This is a genomic window from Streptomyces sp. NPDC007875 (assembly GCF_042868035.1).
In the GTDB taxonomy this organism is placed as follows: Bacteria; Actinomycetota; Actinomycetes; order Streptomycetales; family Streptomycetaceae; genus Streptomyces; species Streptomyces antimycoticus.
Window position 1 is genome coordinate 1 of record NZ_JBIADZ010000059.1, and the last position, 23,509, is coordinate 23,509.

Annotated in this window: 9 protein-coding genes and 1 pseudogene; 3 read left to right on the forward strand and 7 right to left on the reverse strand. The window is 72.3% G+C overall.

Annotation, left to right across the window (positions count from 1 at the left end; translation table 11 throughout):
- Nucleotides 1-5,591, forward strand: a 5,591-nt coding sequence (locus ACFYOY_RS48015) for an SDR family NAD(P)-dependent oxidoreductase (protein WP_388594372.1), incomplete at its 5' end; no start/stop codon positions are given.
- A gap of 16 nt (nucleotides 5,592-5,607) precedes the next feature.
- Nucleotides 5,608-10,614: pseudogene (locus ACFYOY_RS48020) on the forward strand (type I polyketide synthase); the annotation flags it as partial.
- Nucleotides 10,615-10,714: 100 nt separating this feature from the next.
- Here the strand turns inward: ACFYOY_RS48020 and ACFYOY_RS48025 are convergent.
- Nucleotides 10,715-11,581: an alpha/beta hydrolase gene (locus tag ACFYOY_RS48025; RefSeq protein ID WP_351906209.1), complete on the reverse strand. Its 867-nt coding sequence runs from the start codon at nucleotides 11,579-11,581 to the stop codon at nucleotides 10,715-10,717.
- 172 nt (nucleotides 11,582-11,753) lie between these two features.
- On the opposite strand from ACFYOY_RS48025, the gene ACFYOY_RS48030 reads away from it, so the two are divergent.
- Complete coding sequence (locus tag ACFYOY_RS48030; protein ID WP_351906212.1) at nucleotides 11,754-13,013, forward strand: cytochrome P450; 1,260 nt, start codon at nucleotides 11,754-11,756, stop codon at nucleotides 13,011-13,013.
- A gap of 94 nt (nucleotides 13,014-13,107) precedes the next feature.
- Here the strand turns inward: ACFYOY_RS48030 and ACFYOY_RS48035 are convergent, their stop codons facing one another.
- From ACFYOY_RS48035 to ACFYOY_RS48060, 6 genes are all read right to left on the reverse strand, one after another.
- Complete coding sequence (locus ACFYOY_RS48035) at nucleotides 13,108-13,515, reverse strand: acyl carrier protein (protein ID WP_078638925.1); 408 nt, start codon at nucleotides 13,513-13,515, stop codon at nucleotides 13,108-13,110.
- Nucleotides 13,516-13,550: 35 nt separating this feature from the next.
- Nucleotides 13,551-17,573 (reverse strand): type I polyketide synthase, encoded by a 4,023-nt coding sequence (locus ACFYOY_RS48040; RefSeq protein WP_388594377.1) that lies wholly within the window; start codon nucleotides 17,571-17,573, stop codon nucleotides 13,551-13,553.
- On the reverse strand, nucleotides 17,570-19,000 hold the full coding sequence (locus tag ACFYOY_RS48045) for an FAD-dependent oxidoreductase (RefSeq protein ID WP_351906412.1): 1,431 nt from the start codon (nucleotides 18,998-19,000) through the stop codon (nucleotides 17,570-17,572). The genes ACFYOY_RS48040 and ACFYOY_RS48045 overlap by 4 nt, the downstream gene beginning before the upstream one ends.
- Nucleotides 19,001-19,035: 35 nt before the next feature.
- Nucleotides 19,036-19,503: a nuclear transport factor 2 family protein gene (locus tag ACFYOY_RS48050; protein ID WP_388594380.1), complete on the reverse strand. Its 468-nt coding sequence runs from the start codon at nucleotides 19,501-19,503 to the stop codon at nucleotides 19,036-19,038.
- Between the two features lie 35 nt (nucleotides 19,504-19,538).
- Nucleotides 19,539-19,976: a nuclear transport factor 2 family protein gene (locus tag ACFYOY_RS48055; RefSeq protein ID WP_351906418.1), complete on the reverse strand. Its 438-nt coding sequence runs from the start codon at nucleotides 19,974-19,976 to the stop codon at nucleotides 19,539-19,541.
- Nucleotides 19,973-23,509, reverse strand: a 3,537-nt coding sequence (locus ACFYOY_RS48060) for an SDR family NAD(P)-dependent oxidoreductase (RefSeq protein ID WP_388594384.1), incomplete at its 5' end; no start/stop codon positions are given. The genes ACFYOY_RS48060 and ACFYOY_RS48055, both read right to left, overlap by 4 nt.

Below are 23,509 nucleotides of genomic sequence, written 5' to 3' on the forward strand. Positions count from 1 at the left end.
TGCTGCTCGGTTCGATCAAGTCCAACATCGGGCATACGCAGGCGGCGGCGGGTGTGGCGGGTGTCATCAAGATGGTGCAGGCGATGCGCCACGGCATGCTGCCCGCCTCTCTGCATATCGATGAGCCGAGCCCGCATGTGGACTGGGACAGTGGTGCGGTGCGGCTGCTGACCGAGGCGGTGGAGTGGCCGAACGGTGAGCGGCCGCGCCGGGCCGGTGTGTCCTCGTTCGGCGCCTCCGGCACCAACGCCCATGTGATCCTCGAACAGGCTCCCGCTCCGCCCGAGGAGGATGAGCAGACGCAGCCGGTCTCCTCCGACACGGGCACGGTCGCGTGGGTGCTCTCGGCGCGGAGTGCGGAGGCGCTGCGCGGCCAGGCCGCCGCCCTGGCTGAACGTGTGGGCGGCGCATCCGAGCTCTCGTCCGTCGATGTGGGGTGGTCGCTGGTCACTTCGCGGTCGGTGTTCGAGCATCGGGCGGTGGTAGTGGGTGATGACCGCGCCGAGTTGTTGGCCGCTGTGGAGGCGTTGGCGGGCGGTGTGTCGCATCCGGGGGTGGTGCAGTCGGGTGCGGCGGCGTTGACGGGTGATGTGGGTCCGGTGCTGGTCTTCCCTGGTCAGGGTTCGCAGTGGGTCGGTATGGGCGCTGAGCTGCTGGAGGTGTCGCCGGTGTTCGCGGCACGGGTGGCGGAGTGCGAGCGGGCGCTGGCGCCGTATGTGGACTGGTCGCTCACCGATGTGCTGCGCGGTGCGGAGGGTGCGGCGGATCTGGGGCGGGTGGATGTGGTCCAGCCCGTTCTGTGGGGGGTGATGGTGTCGCTGGCGGAGGTGTGGGCTGGACACGGCGTGCGTCCTGCGGCGGTGGTGGGCCATAGCCAGGGCGAGATCGCGGCGGCTGTCGTCGCGGGAGCGCTGTCCCTCGACGACGGCGCGAAGGTGGTGGCCTTGCGCAGCAAGGCGTTGCGACAGCTGGCTGGTGGCGGGGCGATGGCCTCCCTCGGTGTGGGGCAGGAGCGGGCGGGGGAGTTGCTCTCCGGCCTGGGCGATCACGCCGCCGGTGTGGGCGTGGCGGCCGTCAATGGGCCTTCGTCGACGGTGGTTTCTGGTCCGCCGGAGCAGGTGGCCGCTGCCGTCGCCGCGTGCCAGGAGACAGGGGAGCGCGCGCGGCTGATCGAGGTGGATTATGCCTCGCACGGTCCTCAGGTGGAGGAGATCCGGGATGAGTTGAGCGTGGTTCTGGCCGGTGTCCGTCCGCTCGATACGCCCGGTTCGGGCACGGCCTTCTACTCGACGGTGACCGGCGGCCGTGCTGTCACCACCGACCTGGATACCGCTTACTGGGTGGCGAATCTGCGGGAGCGGGTGCGGTTCACCGATGCCGTTCAGGCGTTACTGGCGGACGGGCATCGGGTGTTCATCGAGGCCAGTACGCATCCCGTGCTCACCCTTGGTCTGCAGGAGACTTTCGAGGAGGCGGCGGTCACGGCCGTCACGGTGCCGACCCTGCGCCGTGATCACGGCGGCCAGGCCCAGCTGCTCCATTCGCTCGCCCAGGCGTTCACCGCTGGGGTCGACGTCGACTGGACCACGCTGTACCCGAGTTCCCCGGCACCCCGCGTGGTCGCACTGCCCACCTACGCGTTCCAGCGCGAGCGCTACTGGCTCGACGGCCACGGTGGACGCGCCGGCGACCCGGCCGACCTCGGGCTCGTCTCCGCCGGACATCCGCTGCTGGGCGCCGCTGTGGAGCTGGCAGATGGCCGTGGCCATGTGCTGACGGGCCGGATCTCCGCCCGTACGCATACCTGGCTCGGTGAGCATGTGGTGGCGGACGCGGTGCTGGTCCCGGGCGCGGCGCTGGCCGAGTGGGTGCTGCGGGCGGCCGATGAGGTCGGCTGCGGCGGTGTGGATGAACTGGCGCTGCGGGTGCCGCTGGTCCTGCCGTCGTCGGGCGGGCTGCGGGTGCAGGTCGTCGTGGGCGAGGCCGCCGGGGACGGGCGCCGTGATGTGCGGGTGTACTCCCGGCCCGCCGGTGAAGGAGACTCCGCCACGGGATGGGTGTGCCATGCGGAGGGCGTATTGAGCGCGCCCTCGGACCGTTCCGACGAGGCACTGGGACTGGGCGGGGCGTGGCCGTCGGCCGGTGCGGCACCGCTCGGTGTCGAGGGGTTCTACGACCGGGTCGCGGACTCGGGGTATGCCTACGGTCCGTCGTTCCAGGGGCTGCGGGCCGCATGGCGGGACGGCGCGGATGTGTGCGCCGAGGTGGCCCTGCCCGAGGCCGCCGGGGAGCCGGCCGGATTCGGTATCCATCCGGCACTGCTGGACGCCGCGCTGCATCCCGCACTGCTGATCGACCAGCTCGACGCGGACGGCACCGAGACCGGTACCGAAGCCACCGACGGCCGCGTCTGGCTGCCGTTCGCCTGGAACGGCGTGACGCTGTGGGCGGCCGGGGCGACCACGGTCCGGGTTCGGCTCTCCCCCCAGCAGGAGAACGCCGAGGGCGAGCGCGCCCTTCGGCTGACCGTGGCCGATGCCGTCGGCGCTCCGGTGCTGACCGTCGACTCCGTGGCGATGCGGCCCGCGAGCGTCGATCAGTTGCGGGCGGCGGTGGCACACGGCAGCCATGGCACGGACAACCTGTTCACCGTCGATTGGACTCCCCTGCCGCTCGCGGCGGGGGCCGAAGAGGCGGCGGCCGGGGACGATGACTGGGCCGTTCTGGGCGCCGACGGCCACCCGGATCCTGCCGCGCTGATCGCGGCACTCGGTGATGAGGAGCCCGTCCCGCCGGTCGTCCTCGCCGATATGAGCGCCCTGGCCGGCCCCATCGGCGCGGGCGCCGAGGAGGCGCCGGCCGAGGCGCTGTCGGTGACGGAACGGGCGCTGGAACTGGTGCGGAGCTGGCTCGCCGAACCGCGGTTGGCGGAGGCCCGGTTGGTGGTGGTCACGCGCGGTGCGGTCGCGGTCGACGGCCCCGAGAGCACCACCCGGGTGGACCTGGCCGCGGCCGCCGTGTGGGGCCTCGTACGCAGTGCACAGTCGGAGAACCCCGGCCGGTTCGTCCTCCTCGACCGCGACGACGACCTCGCCGCCCACGCCGACCCCAACGCCGAGTTCAAGGCCACCCCCCACATCGACGCCGTGCGCATCGCCGTGGCGCGCGCCGTGGAGATGGACGAGCCCCAGCTGGCCCTGCGTGCCGGTCGGGCGCTGGTGCCCCGCCTGGTCCATGCCGGTACCGGGGGCGCGGGGCTGGTGGGCCCCGTGGAACAACCGGAGGCATGGCGGCTGGACACGGCGGGCACGGCGACCCTGGAGAACGTCGTACCCGTGCCCTGCCCCGAGGTGCTGGAGCCCCTGGGGGCCGGCCAGGTACGGATCGCCGTACGGGCCGCCGGTGTCAACTTCCGTGATGTGCTGGTCGGTTTGGGCATGGTGCCCGGACAGACCGGACTGGGCGGTGAGGGCGCCGGAGTGGTGGTGGACATCGGCCCCGAGGTGACCCATGTGTCCGTGGGCGATCGCGTCATGGGCGTCCTCGACCAGTCGTTCGGTCCACTGGCGGTCACCGACGCGCGGTTGCTGGCACCGATCCCGGACGGCTGGAGCTTCCGGCAGGCGGCGGCCGTACCGGTGGCCTATCTGACCGCCTGGTACGGACTGACCGACCTCGCCGGGGTCCGGCCAGGGGAGTCGGTGCTGATCCATGCCGCGACCGGTGGTGTGGGGACGGCCGCGGTGCGGATCGCACGCCACCTGGGCGCGGAGGTCTACGCCACGGCGAGCCCGGGGAAGCATGCGGTGCTGGAGGCGATGGGCATCGATGAGGCGCACCGGGCCTCCTCACGCGATCTGGACTTTGCGGAGACGCTCCGGGACGCCACGGGTGGCCGGGGTGTGGATGTGGTGCTCAACAGCCTCGCCGGGCCGTTCGTGGACGCCTCGCTCCGTCTCCTCCGCGAAGGCGGCCGGTTGCTGGAGATGGGCAAGACCGATGTCCGCGACCCGGAGCTGATCGCGGCCGAGTATCCCGGGATGACCTATCGGGTCTACGACCTGATCACGGACGCCGGTCCGGACCGTATCGGTCAAATTCTCTGCGAGTTGCACGAGTTGTTCGCCTCCGGACTGCTGGAGCCGCCACCGGTGCGGGCGTGGCCGCTGAGCCGGGCGCGTGAGGCACTGCGGTACTTCAGCCAGGCCAAGCACACCGGGAAGCTGGTGCTGGACGTTCCCGCCCCGGTGGACCCCGAGGGCACCGTGCTCATCACCGGTGGCACCGGCACCCTCGGCCGACACGTCGCCGAACACCTCGTCCGCGCCTGGAACATCCGCCACCTGCTGCTGGTGAGCCGCAGCGGCCCCGACGCCCCCGGCGCACCGGAGCTGCTGGCCCACCTCACCGGCCTGGGCGCCGAGCCCCGGATCGTGGCCGTGGACGTCACCGACGGCGCCGCGGTGAACGACCTCGTCGCGGGCGTCGATCCGGCGCACCCCCTGACCGGCGTCGTCCACGCGGCGGGTGTGCTGGACGACGCGGTGGTCACCTCGCAGACCCCGGAGCGTCTGGCGCGGGTGTGGGGGCCCAAGGCCACGGCCGCGGCCCATCTCCATGCCGCCACCGCGCGGCTGCGGCTCGGCATGTTCGTGATGTTCTCCTCGGCCGCGGGGGTGATGGGCAGCCCGGGCCAGGCCAACTACGCGGCGGCCAACGCCTATTGCGACGCCCTGGCCACCCACCGCCAGGCCATGGGCCTCCCGGCGGTTTCGGTGGCCTGGGGGCTGTGGGCCGATGCCAGCGGGATGACCGGGCATCTGGACGAGGCGGACCTGGCCAGGATGTCCCGCTCCGGCATCGCCGCCATGTCCGGCGACCAGGCGCTGGGACTGATGGACGCCGCCTGCTGGCACGGTGCCCCGCAGCCCGCGGCCGTTCAGCTCGACCTCCGGGCTCTGGCCGCTCAGCCAGCGGACACCCTCCCCGCCCTGCTGCGCACGCTCCTCGACAACGGAACGACCGCGCGTCGTACCGCCGCCACCGGGGCGCCCGCAACCGGTCTGGTCGCCCAGCTCGCGGCGGTGCCCGCGGAGGAACAGCACCGGATCCTGCTCACGCTGGTGCGCACGCAGGCGGCGGCGGTCCTGGGCCACACCGACGCCGGGGCGGTGTCCGCCGACACCCCCTTCAAGGATCTGGGCTTCGACTCGCTGACCGGCGTCGAACTGCGCAACCGGCTCGCCGCCGCCACCGGGCTGCGGCTGCCCGCCACCGTCGTCTTCAGGCATCCGACGCCCTCGGCCATCGCCGCCGAACTGCGCGAGAAGCTGTGCCCCGCCCAGGCGGACACCTCGGCGCCGGTCTTCGGAGAGCTGGAGAGGCTGGAGGCGGCGATGGCGCGCCTCGTACCCCACGACGAGGCCCGCGGCCGGCTGGCGAAGCGTCTGGAGGCGCTGCTGTGGCGCCTGACCGACGACACACCGGCCGAGGCCACCGGCGCCCATCACCCCACCGTGGACGACGGCGCCCTCGACTCCGCGTCGGACGACGAGTTGTTCGAGTTCATCGACAGGGAACTGCCCTCTTGATCGTGAGTGAGGACTGATGTCGGGTACGGAAGAGAAACTCCGCCAGTATCTGAAGCGGGTCACGGTGGATCTCGGGCAGGCTCGTCAGCGGCTGCGCGAGATGGAGGAGCGATCCCAGGAGCCGGTGGCCATCGTGAGCATGGCCTGCCGATATCCGGGTGGTGTCGGCTGCCCCGAGGAGCTGTGGGAGTTGGTGGCCTCCGGTCGCGACGGCATCACCGCGTTCCCCACCGACCGCGGCTGGGATCTGGAGGGCCTCTACCACCCCGACCCCGACCACCCCGGCACCAGTTACGTCCGGCACGGCGGCTTCCTGGACGGCGCCGACCGCTTCGACGCGGAGTTCTTCGGGATCAGCCCGCGCGAGGCCCTGGCGATGGATCCGCAGCAGCGGCTGCTGCTGGAGGTGACCTGGGAGCTGTTCGAGCGCGCGGGGGTCGACCCGGTGACGGTGAAGGGCAGCCGGACCGGTGTGTACGCGGGCGTGTCGAGCCAGGACTATATGTCCCGGATGCCCCGGGTCCCCGAGGGCTTCGAGGGCTATGCCACCACCGGCAGCCTCACCAGTGTGGTATCCGGCCGGGTGGCGTACACCTTCGGTCTGGAGGGCCCGGCGGTGACCGTCGATACGGCGTGTTCGTCGTCGCTGGTGGCGATGCATCTGGCGAGCCAGGCGCTGCGTCAGGGCGAATGCGATCTGGCGCTCGCGGGCGGGGTCACCGCGCTCACCACTCCGACCGCCTTCGCCGAGTTCTCCCGGCAGCGCGGGCTGGCCCCGGACGGGCGCTGCAAGTCCTTCGCGTCGGCCGCGGACGGCACGGGCTTCTCCGAGGGCGTCGGGCTGGTGCTGCTGGAGCGGCTGTCCGACGCGCGCCGCAACGGGCATCGGGTGCTGGCCCTGATCCGGGGCTCTGCCATCAACCAGGACGGTGCCAGCAACGGTCTGACCGCGCCCAGCGACGTATCGCAGGAACGGGTGATCCGTCAGGCGCTGGCCAGCGCGCGCCTCGCCGCCGACCAGGTCGACGCGGTGGAGGCCCACGGCACGGGAACCTCCCTCGGCGACCCGATCGAGGCACACGCACTGCTGGCCACCTACGGACAGGACCGGCCCGGTGAACGGCCCCTGTGGCTGGGGTCGCTGAAGTCGAACATCGGCCATGCCCAGGCGGCCGCCGGAGTGGCCGGCGTGATCAAGATGGTGATGGCGCTCCGGCACGAGACGCTGCCGGTCACCCTGCACATCGACGAGCCGACCCCTCATGTGGAGTGGGAAGGCGGCGGGGTGCGGCTGCTGACCGAACCGGTGGCGTGGCCGAGAGGTGAGCGTCCCCGCAGGGCCGGGGTGTCCTCCTTCGGGATCAGCGGCACCAACGCCCATCTGATCCTGGAACAGGCCCCCGAGTCCAGCCCCCCTGCCGAGCCGGAGCCCGCCGACCCCGCGCCCGAGGCGGCGGGGACGGCGACGGCGGTGGTGCCGTGGGTGCTGTCCGCCCGTGGCACCCAGGCCCTGCGGGGACAGGCGGCGGCACTCGCCCGGCGGATGGCCGCCGATCCCGGGCCGTCCATCGCCGATGTGAGCTGGTCGCTGGTCACCACCCGATCGGTCTTCGACCACCGGGCCGTGGCCGTGGGCGAGACCCGCGAGGAGCTGATGGCGGCCGTGGAGGCGCTGGCCACCGGCGGGACGCACCCGGGCCTGGTCCACCCCGGTGGCGCCGCCGTGGCGGGGGACCTGGGCCCGGTGCTGGTGTTCCCCGGCCAGGGCTCGCAGTGGGCGGGCATGGGCGCCGAACTGCTCGACGCCTCACCCGTGTTCGCGGCCCGCGTGGCGGAGTGCGAACGGGCGCTGGCCCCGTACGTCGACTGGTCCCTCACCGATGTGCTGCGCGGTGCCGACGGGGCGGCCGACCTTGGCCGCGTCGATGTGGTGCAGCCCGTCCTGTGGGCCGTCATGGTGTCGCTCGCCGCCGTGTGGGCACGACACGGCGTACGTCCCGGGGCGGTGATCGGGCACAGCCAGGGCGAGATCGCGGCGGCCGTGGTGGCCGGGGCCCTGTCGCTGGAGGACGGCGCCAAGGTGGTGGCGCTGCGCAGCAAGGCGTTGCGGCGGCTGGCCGGTGGCGGGGCGATGGCCTCCCTGGGGGTGAGCCGGGAGCGGGCCGCGAAGCTGCTGGCCGATCTGGGCGACCAAGCGGCGGCCGTCGGCGTGGCGGCCGTCAACGGCCCCTCCTCCACGGTGATTTCCGGGCCACCCGAGCAGGTGGGGCACGCCGTGGCGGCGTGCCGGAAGGCGGGCGGCCGGGCGCGGCCGATCGAGGTGGACTACGCCTCGCACAGCCCCCAGGTGGACGAGATCGCCGACGAGCTGGCGGAGGCCCTGGCGGGTGTCCGGCCGGTCGCGTCGACGGTGGCGTTCTACTCCACGGTCTCCGCCCGCCGGATCGACACCACCGGGCTGGACACCGCGTACTGGGTGACCAACCTCCGTGAGCCGGTGCGGTTCGCCGAAACCGTCCAGGCGCTGCTGGCCGATGGCCACCGCGTGTTCATCGAGAGCAGCACCCATCCCGTACTGACCGTGGGAATGCAGGAGAGCTTCGAGGAAGCCGGGGCCGACGCGGTCACCGTGCCCACGCTCCGGCGCGACCACGGCGGCCGGGCGCGGCTGATCGAGTCCCTCGCGCTGGCCTTCACGGCGGGCGTCGCGGTCGACTGGACCACCCTGCACCCCATCGGCCCCGCCGCCCCGCGCCCCGTCGTCCTGCCCACCTACGCCTTCCAGCGGGAGCGGTACTGGCTGGCCGACGCAGTGTCCTTCGCCACCGAGTCCCCGGCGGACGAGGAGGAGTCCCGGTTCTGGGCCGCGGTGGAGGGAGAGGACCTGAGCGCGCTCTCCGAGACGCTGAGCCTCCCGGACGGCAGCGGCCACCGGACCTCGCTGGGCACCGTGCTCCCCGCGCTCTCGACATGGCGTCGCGGCCGTCGTGAGCGCTCCGCCGTGGACTCCTGGCGCTACCGCGTCGAGTGGCGGCCCGTCCCCGACGCCGCCCCCGCCGCCGCGGGCTCCTGGCTCGTGGTCCACCCGAAAGGCGCCGCCGACGGCTGGACGGACGCCTGCGTACGGGCGCTGGGCGCGGACGGCGGCCAGGTGCGCAGGCTGGAGCCGGCCGAGGACACCGATCGGGCGGGGCTCGCCGAGCTGCTGCGCTCCCGGTACGCCGAGGAGCCGCCACCGACCGGCGTACTGTCGCTGCTGGCCCTGGACGAGGACCCGCGGCCGCTCCCCGACGTGGCCCCCGGCCTGACCGGCACGCTCACCCTGCTCCAGGCGCTGGTGGACGCCGCCGTCAGCGCCCCCCTGTGGTGTGCCACCCGCGGCGCGGTCGCCATCGACGACTCCGACCCCCTGGACGCTCCGCACCAGGCCCAACTATGGGGGCTCGGCAGGGTGGCCGCCCTCGAACACCCCGACCGGTGGGGCGGGTTGGTGGACCTGCCCGCGAACCCGGACACCCTGGACGCGGAGCGGCTGCGCGCCCTGCTCACCGGGGCCCGTGGCGAGGACGAGGCGGCGCTGCGCCCGACCGGTGTGTACGGCCGACGGCTGGTCCCCGACTCGATCGGCGGCCGTGCCCCGCGGCGCACCTGGAAGCCCCGGGGCACCGTGCTCATCACCGGACCCGCCGACGGACCCGCCGCCCACGTCGCCCGCCGGCTGGCCGCCGACGGCGCCGAACACATCCTGATGCTGACCCCCCGAGGCGGCGACGCCCCCGGCGCCGTGGAACTGACGGCCGAAGTGGAGCTGAAGGCCGAACTGGACGCGCTCGGCACCGGACTCACCGTGGCGGACCACTCACCCGCCGACCGGGATGGCACCGCACGCCTCGTCGAGCGGGTGGCGGAGGCGAGCGGACGGATCGGGACGATCATCCACACCTCGGCCTCCGGTGAACTGGCCCCGCTGGTGGACCTCACCCCGCAGCGGCTGGCCGAGGAGATCCGCGCCCATCTCGACGACACCGGTCGCCGGCTGGACGAACTCTGCGGCATGGGCCCCGAGGACACCGTGGTCTACTTCTCCACCGTCGCCGCGTCCTGGGGCAGCAAGGACCACGGCTCCTACGCGGCCGCCACCGCCTGCCTCGACGCGCTGGCGCAGCGCGACCGGGCCGAAGGCCGCCCCACCGTCTCGATCGCGTGGGGGCTGTGGGATCTGCCGTACGGCGGGGACACACCGGACGGGCCAGTGGCCCCGCATACCGAGCGCTCCCGGCGGCAGGGCCTGTCCCCGCTGGATCCACGGCCGGCGCTGACCGCGCTGCGCCAGGTGCTCGACCACGACGATCCGCGCGTCACGATCGCCGATGTGGAATGGGAGCGCTTCGCGCCGCTGTTCACCCTCGCCCGCCCCAGCAGGCTCTTCGACGACATCCCGGCCGCCCGCCAGGCCATCGAGGCCGTGCGGGGATCGGCGGAGGACACCGGCACCGATGAGGCGTCGGCGCTGCGGCGGGAGCTCGGTCCCTTGGCCGAGGACGAGCGGGTCGAGCGGCTGCTGGCGCTGGTACGCGCCCATGTGGCCGCCGTACTCCACTATCCGGCGCCGGAGTCGGTCGAGCCGGACCGCCCGTTCAAGGAGCTGGGGTTCGACTCCATCGCGGCCGTCGAGCTCAGGAACCGGCTGCGCGCCGCCACGGGCCTGAGCCTGCCGACGACGGTGGTCTTCGACTATCCGACACCCCGGGCCCTGGCGGGCCATCTGCTGGCCGAGGTGGACCCGGGGGAGGCCGGCGCGGCACATCCGCTGTCCGGACACCTCGACGAACTCGAGGCCGCACTGGCCGGGCTGCCGACCGGCGACCCGCGGCGAGCCGGCCTGGTGAACCGGTTGCAGGCCCTGGTGTGGAAGTACACCGCCACCGCGCAGGAGGCCGACGGACCGGCGGACGAGCAGGACCTGACGGCGGCCACCGCCGACGAGGTGTTCGCCCTCATCGACCGCGAACTCGGGGTCTGAGCGGTTGGTCGCGGGCCCCGGCCCGCCACCACCGCGCACGCGAACTCCCCGTACGGAGACCGTACGGGGAGTTCGCGTGCGGGGAGTCAGCGAGTGCCGGTCAGCGAGTGCCGCGGGCCGGCTGGACGCCGCGAGCCAGGTCGAGCAGATCGTCGGCCACCCGCCGGGGACGCTGGGCGTGCAGATCGTGCTCGGAGTCGAGATACTCCCGCATCGTGGCGTGGCGCAGGTCGGCCGTGGTCTCCCTGATGCGGGAGCGGATGCGGTCCGCCCACTTCCCGTCCGCGCCCTTGGGAATGGCGGGCATCAGCAGGGTGGGCACCGCGATGGCCGCGTACCACGGCCTCGGCGGCTCGTTCCAGATGCTGTGCAGGATCGACATGTGCTGCTCGGTGGACATGCGCCGGGACAGCGAGCCGTCCGGGTTCACCAGCATCGTGTCCACCGCGGCCTCGATCGCCGCCGGGGACCAGTCCGGGTGGATGGCGCGGAAGTAGTCGCTCACGCTCTGCACGGTGGCGCCCTCCAGGGACGCGGGCCGCAACGCCCCGACGAACGCGTCCCAGGAGGCGAACGCCTTGGTCGGCTCCAGCCAGCCGCCGTCCACGAGGGCCAGCGCGGCCACCAGCTCGGGGTGCTCGGCGGTCAGCCGCACCGAGACATTGCCGCCCCAGGAGTGACCGGCCACCACCACCCGGTCCAGCCCCAGGGCGGCGGCCGCCGCCACCAGATCCGCGACCGCGGTCGGGGTGTCGTAGCCGGTCTCCGGTGTGTCGGAGTGCCCGTGGCCACGCAGATCCACCGCGTACACCGCGTGGCCCGCGGCGGCCAGATGGTCGGCGACCTCGTCCCACAGCCGGGCGCTGGAGGCCATGCCATGGACCAGGAGAAAGGGAAGCGACGCCGTTCCCGGCCGGTGCCGGAAATGCAATTTCACATCGTCGGTTACGGGCACGGAAAGATCCATGCCGGAATTCTAGCCGGGCCGCCCAATCCGATTCGACCGCTGGGGATGTGATGTATGCGCAGATTAGCGGCGCTTAAGCGGGGCGCGAGATGCTGGGCCGCCGGGCGATTCATTCTCTCATGCCGACCCAACTCTTTTACCGACCATAGACTCCGAGCCGAAGTGAGGCGCTGTGTATCCCCCGGAATCGAGGTTCGCCCATGTCGACAACATCGACCTCACCGACTTGTCCTTCTGGGCCCAGCCCTACGGCGACCGTGACGCGGCCTTCGCGGCGCTGCGCCGGCGGCCGGAGCCCGTGCTCTTCCGTGAACCGGCCATGCCCGGGTTCGGGCGTGGGTCCGGCTATTACGCGATGGTCAGGCATGCCGATATCGCCGAGGTGAGCCGCCGTCCGCAGGACTTCGGCTCGCTGCCCACCGCGATCAGCATCATCGATCTGCCGGAGGAGTTCAACAGCTTCTTCGGATCGATGATCAATATGGACAATCCCCAGCACGCCCGGCTGCGCCGGCTGGTGTCCCGCGCGTTCGGCAGGGGAATGGCCGCCGAGTTCGAGGTGGCGTCCCAAAAGGCGGCCCGGAAGATTGTCGACGACCTCATCGCGGACGGCCCGGGCGACTTCGTCCGGAACGTCGCGGCGATCATGCCGATCGCGGTGCTCAGCGGCATGATGGGGATTCCCGGCGACGACTACGAGTTCATTTACGACCGGTCCAATGTCATCGTCGGCACCTTCGACCCTGAATACGTTCCCCGGGCCGATCAGGCCACCGCCGCCCTGCTCAAGACCTCACATGAACTCGCGGACTACATCTCACGGCTCGCCGCCGACCGCACCCGTAACCCCACCGGGGATCTGGTCACCCGGCTGGTGCAGGCGCAGATCGACGGTGAGCGGCTGAGCCCCGAAGAGCTCTCCTCCTTCTTCATCCTGCTTGTCGTCGCCGGAATGGAGACCACCCGTAACGCGATCTCACGTGGTCTGGTGCTGCTCACCGAGCATCCGGAGCAGCGGAAGCTGCTGCTCTCCGACTTCGAGACCTACGCGCCGGGCGCGGTCGAGGAGATTCTGCGGGTCGCGACCCCCATCAACTGGATGCGCCGAACCGTCAAACGGGACTGCGAGGTGAACGGCCACCGCTTCCAGGAGGGCGACAAACTGCTGCTCTTCTACTGGTCCGCCAACCGGGACGAGGACGTCTTCGCCGACCCCTATCAGTTCGACATCACCCGGGACCCCAATCCGCATATGACCTTCGGGTCGGTCGGCCCGCACTTCTGCCTGGGTGCCCATCTCGCCCGGATGGAGGTCACGGTCCTCTTCCGTGAGCTGTTCAGCCGGCTGCCGGAGATCCGCACGGTGGGGGAGCCCCGGCGGCTGGTGGCCAGCTTCGTCGAGGCCATCAAGCACGTGGACTGCGCGTTCTGACGGACCGGCGGAGGCCGCGCACCACCGACAGGAGAACGCCGCGCGGGGGGGGGCTCGTCCCCCTCCCGCGCGGCGTCGTGCCCTGCGGGCCGGACTATGCCGTGGCGCCGTCACCGGAGTTGACCGCGGCGTACGCCTCGGCGAGGTAGTGGCCGAGCTGGGCGGGGGTGGGGTACTCCAGAATGGCGACGAGGGGGATCTCCACGTCGGTGAGCGTCATCAGATTGCGGGTGAGCTCGAGAGCGGTCAGCGAAGTCAGCCCGTTCTCCAGGAAGTTGCTGTCGTCGTCGACCACGGCGGGTGCCAGGATGTCGGCGAGCTGCGTCCGTACGGTCTCCCGCAGGATGTCCTCGCGCTCCTCGGCCGTGGCGATGGCGAGCGCCTGGTGCAGCGCCGCCCCGTCGAGTGCGGTCTCGCTCTTCTCCGTCTGCATCGCGGATCCGTCTCCTTGAGGGCCGGCGTCGCCGGGGGTGTGGTTGTTGACGGTGGTGTGTGCGTTCATCGGTACTCCCGCCTGGTTGGGGCCGGTCGGCGTGATCACCGACCGCGGTGCGTATGCGGTGTGGCCGAAGGGCCGGAAAGGTCATCGAAGAGCCGATGCGTTCCCAGCTCGGAGGCGTGTGCGGTCATCCAGGTCCAGTCGATGTCCGCGATGATCACGGAGGCCGTATCCGCCATGACCGCCTGCCGCAGCACAGCGGCGGCCGAGCGCTGGGGCAGTGCGGGCATCCCGTTGGTCCGGAGCTGCTTGGCGGCGCCGACGGCCGTGTCGGGGTCGTCGATCGAACCCCAGCACACCGAAGTCGCCGGAACGCCCCGTGCCCGGCACTCCTGGGCGAGCGCGCTCAGATAGGCGTGGGCCGCCGCCTGGTTGCCCAGGCCCGGGCTGGGCAGGACACCCACGATCGAGCACCCGAGCACCAGGGCCGACAGCTCATGACTGCTGCCGAGGGCGCAGAGGTTCACCGCGCCCGCCACCGTCGCCGCCCACTCGCCTTCGATCCGCGCCGCATCCAACTGCCCCGCCTCGGCGGCCAGCGGTGCCGTGAGATGCAGGACGGCCGTCAGCGGGAACTCCGCGGGAAGGCCCGCGACCGCCGTGGCGAGCGCCTCCGGATCCGCCACATCGACGGTGGCCACGGACACCCGTACGCCCGAGGCGCTCAGCTCGGCCACCAGGTCGGCGGCCGGTGGTGCGGTGTCGACCAGCAGCAGGTGCTCGGCGCCGTCCTCGGCCGCCCAGCGGGCGGTGTGCGCGGCCAGGGTGGTGGCGGCGCCCGTGATGAGGACCGTTCCCCGGAGCCGTCGGGCAGGGCCGGTGAGGGCCGTGGGGATGTGGCGCACCAGGCGCCGGGCGAAGCAGCTGTCGCCGCGCACGGCCACCTCCACTTCGCCGTACGCCCCGGCCAGGACCGCCGCGAGCCGCCGTCCCACCCGGTCGTCGAACCGCTCCGGCAGGTCGACCAGCCCGCCCCACCAGCGCGGACGCTCCATCGCCAGCGCACCGCCCAGACCCCAGAACCGGGCCTGCTCCGGACGGGACATCGGATCGCCCAGGTCGACGCCGACGCCACCACGGGTGGCCAGCCACACCGGGGCCTCGACCCCGGCCCGCCGCAGCGTCTCGAACACGTCGAGGGTCGGGGCGAGCGCCGGGCCGCGCCCGTCGTCGGCGGGTGGCTCGACCGCCAGCAGGGAGAGCACCCCCGCGACCGGCTGTCCCGCGACGGCCTCCGACATCCGCCGGGCCTGGGTCTCGTCGCCCGGTGGTGCGGTCTCCGAGGGTGTGATCTCCGGGACGAACACGACGGCCTCGGCGCCATGGTCGCGCAGCGCGGTGATCACGGCGGCCACCGTGGTGTCGTCTCCGCGGTCACCGGACGTCACGACCAGCCAGGTGCCGCTCAGCCGTGGTGCCGGCGGGTCGGCGAGGGGCTTCCAGGCGATGCGGTAGCGCCACTCCCGCTGGCGCCGCCAGGTGGCAAGGGCGGGCAGGATCTCCGCGAGCACCTCCCGCCGGCCGGCGGGGACATCGAGCGCCCGGGTCACGGCCGCCGTGTCCGTACGGGCCACGGCATCCCAGAACTCGGCGTCCGCCAGGGTCTCCACCCGGGGCGTGGCACCCGCCGGAGCCTCGTTCTCCAGCCAGAAGCGCTGGCGCTGAAAGGCATAGGTGGGCAGGGCGACGGTGCGGGGAGCCGGATCGCCGTCGAACAGCGCGGCCCAGTCCACGGTGGCGCCCATGGTGTGCATACGGGCCAGGCCGCACATCAGCTCCCGCACCTCGGACCCCTCGGACCCCCCGGACCCCTCGGACCCCCCGGCCCCCTCGGACCCCCCGGCCCCCTCGGACCCCCCGGCCCCCTCGGACCCCCCGGCCCCCTCGGACCCCCCGGCCCCCTCGCCCCGGAAGGGCGACAGCACCAGCGCCGCCGGGGCGGAGGTCAGCATCGCCTCCGGCCCCAGCTCCCACACCGCACCGGCCTCATCGAGCGAGGGCAGGGGCGGCCGCTCGTACTCCACCGTGCTCGGATCGGCGCCGGCGGCGACCAGGCGGCAGGCGTGAGCCAGGTCGAGGACACCGGCGATGTGCGCCGCGGCGATCTCACCGACCCCACAGCCCACCACCGCGTGGGGGCGCACCCCCACCGAGGCCAGCAGCCGGGCCAGTGCGACGTAGAAGGCGAACAGCCCCTCTCGGGAGGAAGCGTCGCGGTCCCCCTTCAATCCCAGCAGCTCACCGGCCTCGTCGAAGGCGGTGGCGAAGACGGGGAACCGGCCGTACAACGCGGAACCCGTCCCCGGAAGGTGGCCACCCTCTCCACCGAAGACGAACACCGCCCCGCCCACCGAGGCCACGGCCGCGCCGGTACGGGCCACCTCGGGCCCCACCACCGAGGGATGTGGCTCACCGGCCGCCAGCGCCGCCAGCCCCGCGCTCAGCTCGTCCGGACCCCGGCCGACCACGACTGCCCGATGGTCGAAGGCCGACCGCGTGGTCACCAGCGACCATCCCACATCGGCGGGGGACAGCCCCGGACCGGCCGCCGCCGTGTGCGCGGCCAGCGCACGAGCCTGGCCGCGCAGCGCCGCCACGCTCCGCGCCGACAGCACCCACGGCACCACCCCCGGGTCGCGGGCGCCAGTGTCGTCGGCAGCGGCCTCCACCGCCGGTTCGGTGAACTCTTCCAGAACCACGTGGGCGTTGGTGCCGCTGGCGCTGAACGAGGACACCCCGGCCCGCCGCGGCCGGTCCACTCGCGGCCAGTCCGTCCGCTCGGTCAGCAGCCGTACCGCGCCCTTGCGCCAGTGCACCAGCCGGGTCGGCCGGTCGATATGGAGCGAACGTGGCAGCACGCCCCGGCGCATCGCCATCACCATCTTGATCACACCGGCCATCCCGGCGGCGGCCTGCGTGTGACCGAGGTTCGACTTGATGGACCCCAGCAGGAGCGGCCGGTCGTCCGGACGGTCCTGGCCGTACGTGGCGAGCAGCGCCTGGAGCTCGATGGAGTCGCCGAACGCGGTACCGGTGCCATGCGCCTCCACCGCGTCCACGTCCCCCGTGGACAGCCGGGCGTCCGCCAGGGCGTCGCGGATCAGCTGCTGCTGGGCGGGGCCGTTGGGAGCTGCCATGCCCGTACTGGCACCGTCCTGGTTGATCGCCGAGCCGCGGATCACGGCCAGCACCGGATGGCCATTGCGCCGCGCGTCCGACAGCCGCTCCAGGAGCACCAGACCGGCGCCCTCCCCGTACACCATGCCGTCGGCGGCGTCCGCGAACGACCGACACCGGACATCGGGGGACAACTGGCGCTGGCTGGAGGCAACTTGGAAGACGCTCGCGGTATACATGATGGCGGCGCCACCGGCCAGTGCCAGCGTGCACTCGCGCCGCCGCAGCGATCCGGCCGCCAGATGCATCGCCACCAGAGACGACGAACACGCGGTGTCCAAGCTGACCGCCGCGCCCTGCAGACCGAGGGTGAACGCCACCCGGCCCGAGGACACACTGCCCGCGTTGCCGTTGCCCACATGGCCCAGCAGGCCCTCGGGGATCTCGTCCAGACGCGAGGCGTAGTCGTGGTACATCACTCCCGTATAGACGCCGGTCCGGCTGCCCCGCAGGGTGTGCGGATCGATGCCCGCGCTCTCCGTCGCCTCCCACGCCAGCTCCAGCAGCATCCGCTGCTGCGGTTCGATGGCCGCCGCCTCCCGGGCACCGATATCGAAGAACTCCGCGTCGAAGTCGGCCGCGTCATAGATGAAGCCACCGGCCCGGACGTATGAAGTGCCGTGGTGTTCCGGATCGGGGTGATAGAGATTCTCCAGGTCCCAGCCCCGGTCGGTGGGAAAGCTGGAGACCGCGTCCCGCTCGTCGGCCACCAGGTCCCACAGCTGCGCCGGGGTGCGCACACCGCCCGGAAAGCGGCAGGCCATGCCGACGACGGCGATCGGCTCCGCCAGGTCCGCCTGGACCTCGCGCAGCCGCTGCCGGGCCTCATGGAGCTCGGCCGTGGTCCACTTGAGATAGTCGACGAGCTTTTCCTCGCTGCTCATGAGCCGCCCGCACTCACCGTGCTGCGCGGGGTCAGGTTCACCAGCGCGAGCTCATCGGCGGTCAGCGGCGGCTCGGTGAGCTCCGGAAGGACCCGGTCCTTGTGCATGAGCGACAGAAAGCGGCTGGACGCCAGCTCGGACTGCGGGGCGGTCAGACTGATGACATCGGTCACCACATCACACACCGCCGAGGAACGGATCGACCGGTCGGCGATCAGATCGGAGAAGCGCTGCCGGGCCACGGCCCCGCCCGTCAGCCGCGGATCCGTCGTGCTCATGCGGCAGTTGACGTACTCCACATCCTTGGACGCGGCCATGATCCAGGGATCGTCCACGGTGGCGCTGATCGCGTGCTGGGCCCGGCGGGTCGCTCCCGCGTCGGTCCCGGACCGCTGGAGCTCGGTGTCCAGCGCGGCGGCCGCACGAGCCGCGGAGCTCATCCCATGGCCGTAGATGGGGTTGAACGCGGCCAGCGCGTCCCCCAGCACCAGCAGCCCCTCCGGCCAGATGTCCAGCCGCTCCGGATACAGCCGCCGGTTGGCGCCGACACGCGAGACGGCCACCGAGGTCAGCGGCTTCGCGAGGTCGATGAGATCGGCGACCAGCGGATGGCGCAGCGTCCGGGCGTAGGGCAGGAAGTCGTCGTCGTGCGCGGGCAGTCCGGCGCCCCGGGTGCACGAGAGGGTCACCATCCAGGTGCCGTCCTCCTGCGGATACACCACCCCGAACCGGCCGGGCTCGCGCAACCGGTGGTCGGCGGCCACGTTGACGGCGGGGAATCCGGCGGCGGCACCCGGCGGCGCCTGGTAGACGCGGGTGGCGTACGCGATGCCCGCGTCGACGATGTCCTCCTCCAGCGGCGGCACCTCCAGCACCGACAGCCAGTGCCGAAGCCGGGAACCGCGCCCGGAGGCGTCGATCACCAGATCGGCCTCCAGCGTTTCCTGCGCACCGGTGTCCATGTCGCGCACCCGGACCCCGGTGACCCGTTTGGCGTCGCCGACCAGATCGAGGATCTCGGCGCGCTGGCGTAAGGTGATCCGCCCGGTGGCCAGAACGCGGTCGCGGACCTTCCAGTCCAGGAACGGGCGGGTGCACATCAGGGCGTACTGCCGCGGTGGAAAGCGGTGTTGCCAGCCGTGGGACGTCAAGGTCACCAGGTCCTGATGGAATCCGATCCGGCGGGCGCCCGCGTCGAGCAGTTGGTCGATCATGCCCGGCAGCAGCCTGTCCACGATGCGCGCACCGCTGGACCACAGCACATGGACATGGCGTCCCTGCGGCGATCCCTTGCGGTGCCGGGGCCCGTCCGGCAGCACATCGCGCTCCACGACGGTGACGCGCTCCAGATGGCGGGCCAGCACATGGGCAGCCAGCATTCCCGCCCAGCCTCCGCCCAGAACGATTCCGTGCTTGGGTTCGGTCATGGTTCTGCTTTCGTCCCTTCACCGCTTACGGCCTTTTACGTCGGACTGGGGCTGCCCTTGGCCTGGACCATCTTGGCGAGGTTCTGGGTGACCGCCATGAAATGCGCGACACCGGTGAGTTCGGGGCCGTCGCCCACTTTCGTATCCGTGATGCCCCAGAACGCCTGGGCGTGATGGACCAGACCGTCATCACCGAGTTCGATCACGCCGATGATGCTGAAGGTGAGTTTCGCCGGTGCGTACACCGTGACCGTGGTCGGCACCGCCACCCTGCGGCCGTCCATCGAGGTGACCGGACGGCCCGGGGTCTCGTGCACCTGGCATTCGATGGACCAGGCGATATGTCCGCGAAGGGCGTCCTTTCCGATGAGCGGAGGCGCGCCGACCGGGTCTTCGAAGACGATGTCGTCCGAGAACAGCTCCAATACGGCCTCGACATCACCGACGTTCATCCGCCGCGCGTATTCCAGGGCCATCTTCTTGAGGGTCGCCTCATCGGCCATGAACGCCTCCTGTGCGGTGCCGGGATCGTGGGGGATCAGCCCGTGATGTCAATGTCCGACCTCCCCCAGAACATCTGCAGTTCCTGAATGAGACCGCCGGCCCCCGCGCGCACCATCAGGACGTAGTCCCAGGTGATGCGGGAGTTCTCCGGGGTGTCCGGGGCCGTCAGCCAGCCGCGCTCGGCGAATCCGGGGCCTTTGGGCAGATAGTCCATGGTGGCCGTCACCGGCACCAGGACATGCACACCGTCCTGCCCCGCGACCGGCTCACCGGGAATCTCGCTGATACCCGCCGCGGCGAGCTCCTCGAAATGCTCGCGAAGGGCGTCCCGCCCGGCCCTGCGCCCCGATCCGACCGGATCCTCGAAAGTGACCTCGTCCGCGTAGAGTTCGAGAAGCCCGTCGATATCCGCGGCGTTCATCCGGCGGCTGTGCTCGAGGATGAGCTTCTTCCGGCTTCGCTCATCGATCACCGTGTGCCCCCATGTGCATGCTCTCCATTGCTGTCGCTCCGGCCAAGGTCCTGGTCGATGAACTGGAAGATCTCGTCGGCCGTGGCGTCCTGAATACGGCCGGCCGCGGGCCCTTCCTCCGTTCCGCCGCCGTGCAGGGCGCCCAATTTCGACAGCGTGCGCTGAAGACGCCCCAGCAGCGCTTCCTGCGCCGCCTCGTCCTGGGCCACGGAAAGCAACGCGCTTTCCATCCTGTCGATTTCGCCCAGCATCGGTGCGAGCGGATCCACGTCCTCGGGCGCCAGTTCCATATGCAGATGCGCGGCGAGCGCGGCCGGATTCGGATGGTCGAAAATCAGGGTGGTGGCCAGCCGCAGGCCGGTCACGGCGGTCAGCCTGTTCCGCAGTTCGATCGCGGTCAGCGAGTCGAAGCCGAGCTCCAGGAAGCCGCGCTCGGTCTGGATCCGCCCGGGGTCGGAGTGCCCCAGCGCCGCCGCGGCATGGGTGAGGACCAGACTGAGCAGCGTGCGGCGCTGCTCCTCCAGTGGCAGCGTGGCCAGATGACCGGCCCAGTCGGTGTGCGGCCGGGCGGTGGCAGCGGTGCGCCGGGCCGTACCGCCAGCGGCGAGCGCCCGCAGGGGAGCGGGCAGGGTGAGCGCCGGCTGTCCCGCCAGGGCCCGTACGTCCAGATCGATGGCGATCAGGTGGTGGTGGCCGTGGCGCACGGCGGCGTCCAGCAGCCCCAGCGCCCGCTCGCCGGACATCGCCCCGATGCCCGACTGGGCCATCCTGGCCCGGTCGGTCTCCCCCAGATGCCCGGTCATTCCGCTGGCGTCCGCCCATAGGCCCCACGCCACCGAGAGACCCGGCAGGCCGAGGGCGCGGCGATGGGCGGCCAGCGCGTCGCAGTAGGCGTTGGCCGCGGCGTAGTTGGACTGCCCGGAGGCACCCAGCGTGCCCGCCGTGGAGGAGAACATCACGAACAGGGACAGCGGCAACTCCGCGGTCGCGGCGTGCAGATGGGCCGCGGCCGTGGCCTTCGGACGCCACACCCGCGCCAGCCGCTCCGGAGTCTGGGTGGTGAGGACGGCGTCGTCCAGCACCCCGGCCGCGTGGACGACACCGGTCAGCGGATACGCGGGATCGACCCCGGCCACCAGAGCGGCCACCGCGTCCGGGTCGGTGACATCGACCGCGGCGATCCGTACCTGAGCGCCCAACTCCTTCAGTCTGTCAATGAGTTCATCGGCGCCGACGGCCTCCGGACCGCGCCGGCTCACCAGCAGCAGATGCCCGACCCCCCAGGTGCGCACCAGGTGCTCGGCGACCAGAGCGCCCAGGGTGCCGGTGCCACCCGTGATCAGCACGGTGCCATCGGCGGCGAGTCCGGGGGTCTCCTCCTGCTCGTTCTGATCGTCGACGGCCGGGCCCGGCGCGGCCGTCGCACGGACCATACGGGGCACCAGCACCCGCCCGTCCCGCACCGCCACCTGGGGCTCATGCGACTCGATCGCGCGCACCACGGCCCCCACGAGGCCCGCGCGGCCCTCATCGAGGTCGAGCAGCACAAACCGGCCCGGGTTCTCCGACTGGGCGCTGCGGATCAGCCCCCACACCCCGGCACCGGACGGATCCAGCGCGGTGCCATCGGGATCATCGGTGTGTTCGCCCGGACGGCCCGCCGCCGTCGCACCCCGTGTGACGACCACCAGCCGCGCATCGGCCAGGGCCGGCCGCCTCAGCCAGGACTGCACCAGCCCCAGCAACTCCTCGACCGCCCCCAGCCCGTCCCCGTGGCCGCCCTCAGCGGCGTACGGATGGGCCAGGACGACCGCAGGGGCGGGCTCACCCGCGTCCACAGCCGCGATCAGCGCCTCCAGATCCGGATGGCACACCGTGGCCTCTGCGCCCACCCCGGCCGCGACCGGCTCCGCCAGCCCCAGCCGGTCCTCGCCCAGTACCACCCAGCCGCCCTCGCCGACCACCGACGTCGGGGACGGTGCGGTGGCCGCGGCGGGCAGCCGCGTCCAGTCCAGGGTGAACAGCCCCTCCACGGCACGGCCGGCCGCGGCCGTGCGCAGCCGGTCCGTCGCGGCCGGACGGGTCACCAGCGAATCGACCGTGAGCACCGGAGCGCCCACCGTGTCCGCCACCATCAGCCGCAGCGACTGCCGCTCCTCGTCCCGCGACAGCCGCACCCGTACGGTGGCCGCCTCGGTGGCCCACAGGGACACACCGTTCCAGGCGAACGGCAACCACACCTGGCCGTCGTCCTCCTGACCCTCGGGCCGGTCCATCAGCAGCGACGGATGCAGTGCCGCGTCCAGCAGCGCCGGATGGATGCCGAAACCGTCCCGGCCACCCGCGGCATCGGGCAGCGCCACCTCGGCGAGGACATCCCGGCCATGGCGCCACGCGGCCTTCAGCCCCTGGTACGCCGGACCGTATCCGTAACCCGCCGCCATCACCTGCTCGTAGAAGGCGCCGACGTCCAGCGGCTCGGCGCCCGGTGGCGGCCACGCCCCGCCCAGGCCCTCCGCCGGTGCGGAGTCCTCGGCGGCGGGTGCGAGCACGCCCACCGCATGACACACCCACCCCGCGCCCGTTCCGGAATCGAGGGCCGGGCCGGGGCCACCAGGGCGGTCCGGACGGGAGTACATCCGCACCTCACGCCGCCCGTCCTCCGCCGCGGCACCCACCACCACCTGCACCCGCAGCCCACCGGACTCGGGCAGCGCCAGCGGAACCTGCAGCGCGAGCTCCTCCACCCCGCCACAGCCGACCTCGTCGGCCGCCCGCAGAGCCCACTCCACCAACACCGCGCCCGGCGCCAGCACCGCACCCGCCACCAGATGCTCGGCGAGCCACGGGTGGGACCGCGCGGAGAGGCAGCCGGTGAGCACATGGGTGGTGCCGTCGGCGAGTTCCACGGCGGCGCCGAGCAGCGGATGACCTGCGGACGTCAGACCCAGATCGGCCGGATCGCCACCCGGCCCGCCCGCTCCGTCCGGCCAGTACCGCTCACGCTGGAAGGCGTAGGTGGGCAGGTCGATGGCGCGGGGTGCGGGGTCGGCGGGGAACCAGCGGGTCCAGTCGACCGCGACCCCGGCGGTGAACGCCTGCGCCACCGACCGCGCCAGTTGGTCCGGGCCACCGTGGTCGCGCCGCAAGGTCGGTACGGTCACCGCGTCGACCCCCGCCTCCTCGAAGGTCTCCTGCATGCCGATGGTGAGGACGGGGTGGGTGCTGGCTTCGATGAATACGCGGTGGCCGTCGTTCAGGAGTGCTTGTACGGCGTCGGTGAACCGTACTTGTTCGCGGAGGTTGGTGACCCAGTAGTCGGTGTCGAGTCCGCTGGTGTCCATGCGGGCGCCGGTGACGGTCGAGTAGAACGCCACGTGACCGGGCACCGGCTCGAGCCCGGCCAGAAGCTCATGCAACTCATCCGCGATCTCATCTACTTGGGCGCTGTGGGAGGCGTAGTCGACGTCGATGAGCCGGGCTCGGCGGCCTGTCTTTTCGCATGCGGACACGGTGTGGGCGACCTGCTCGGG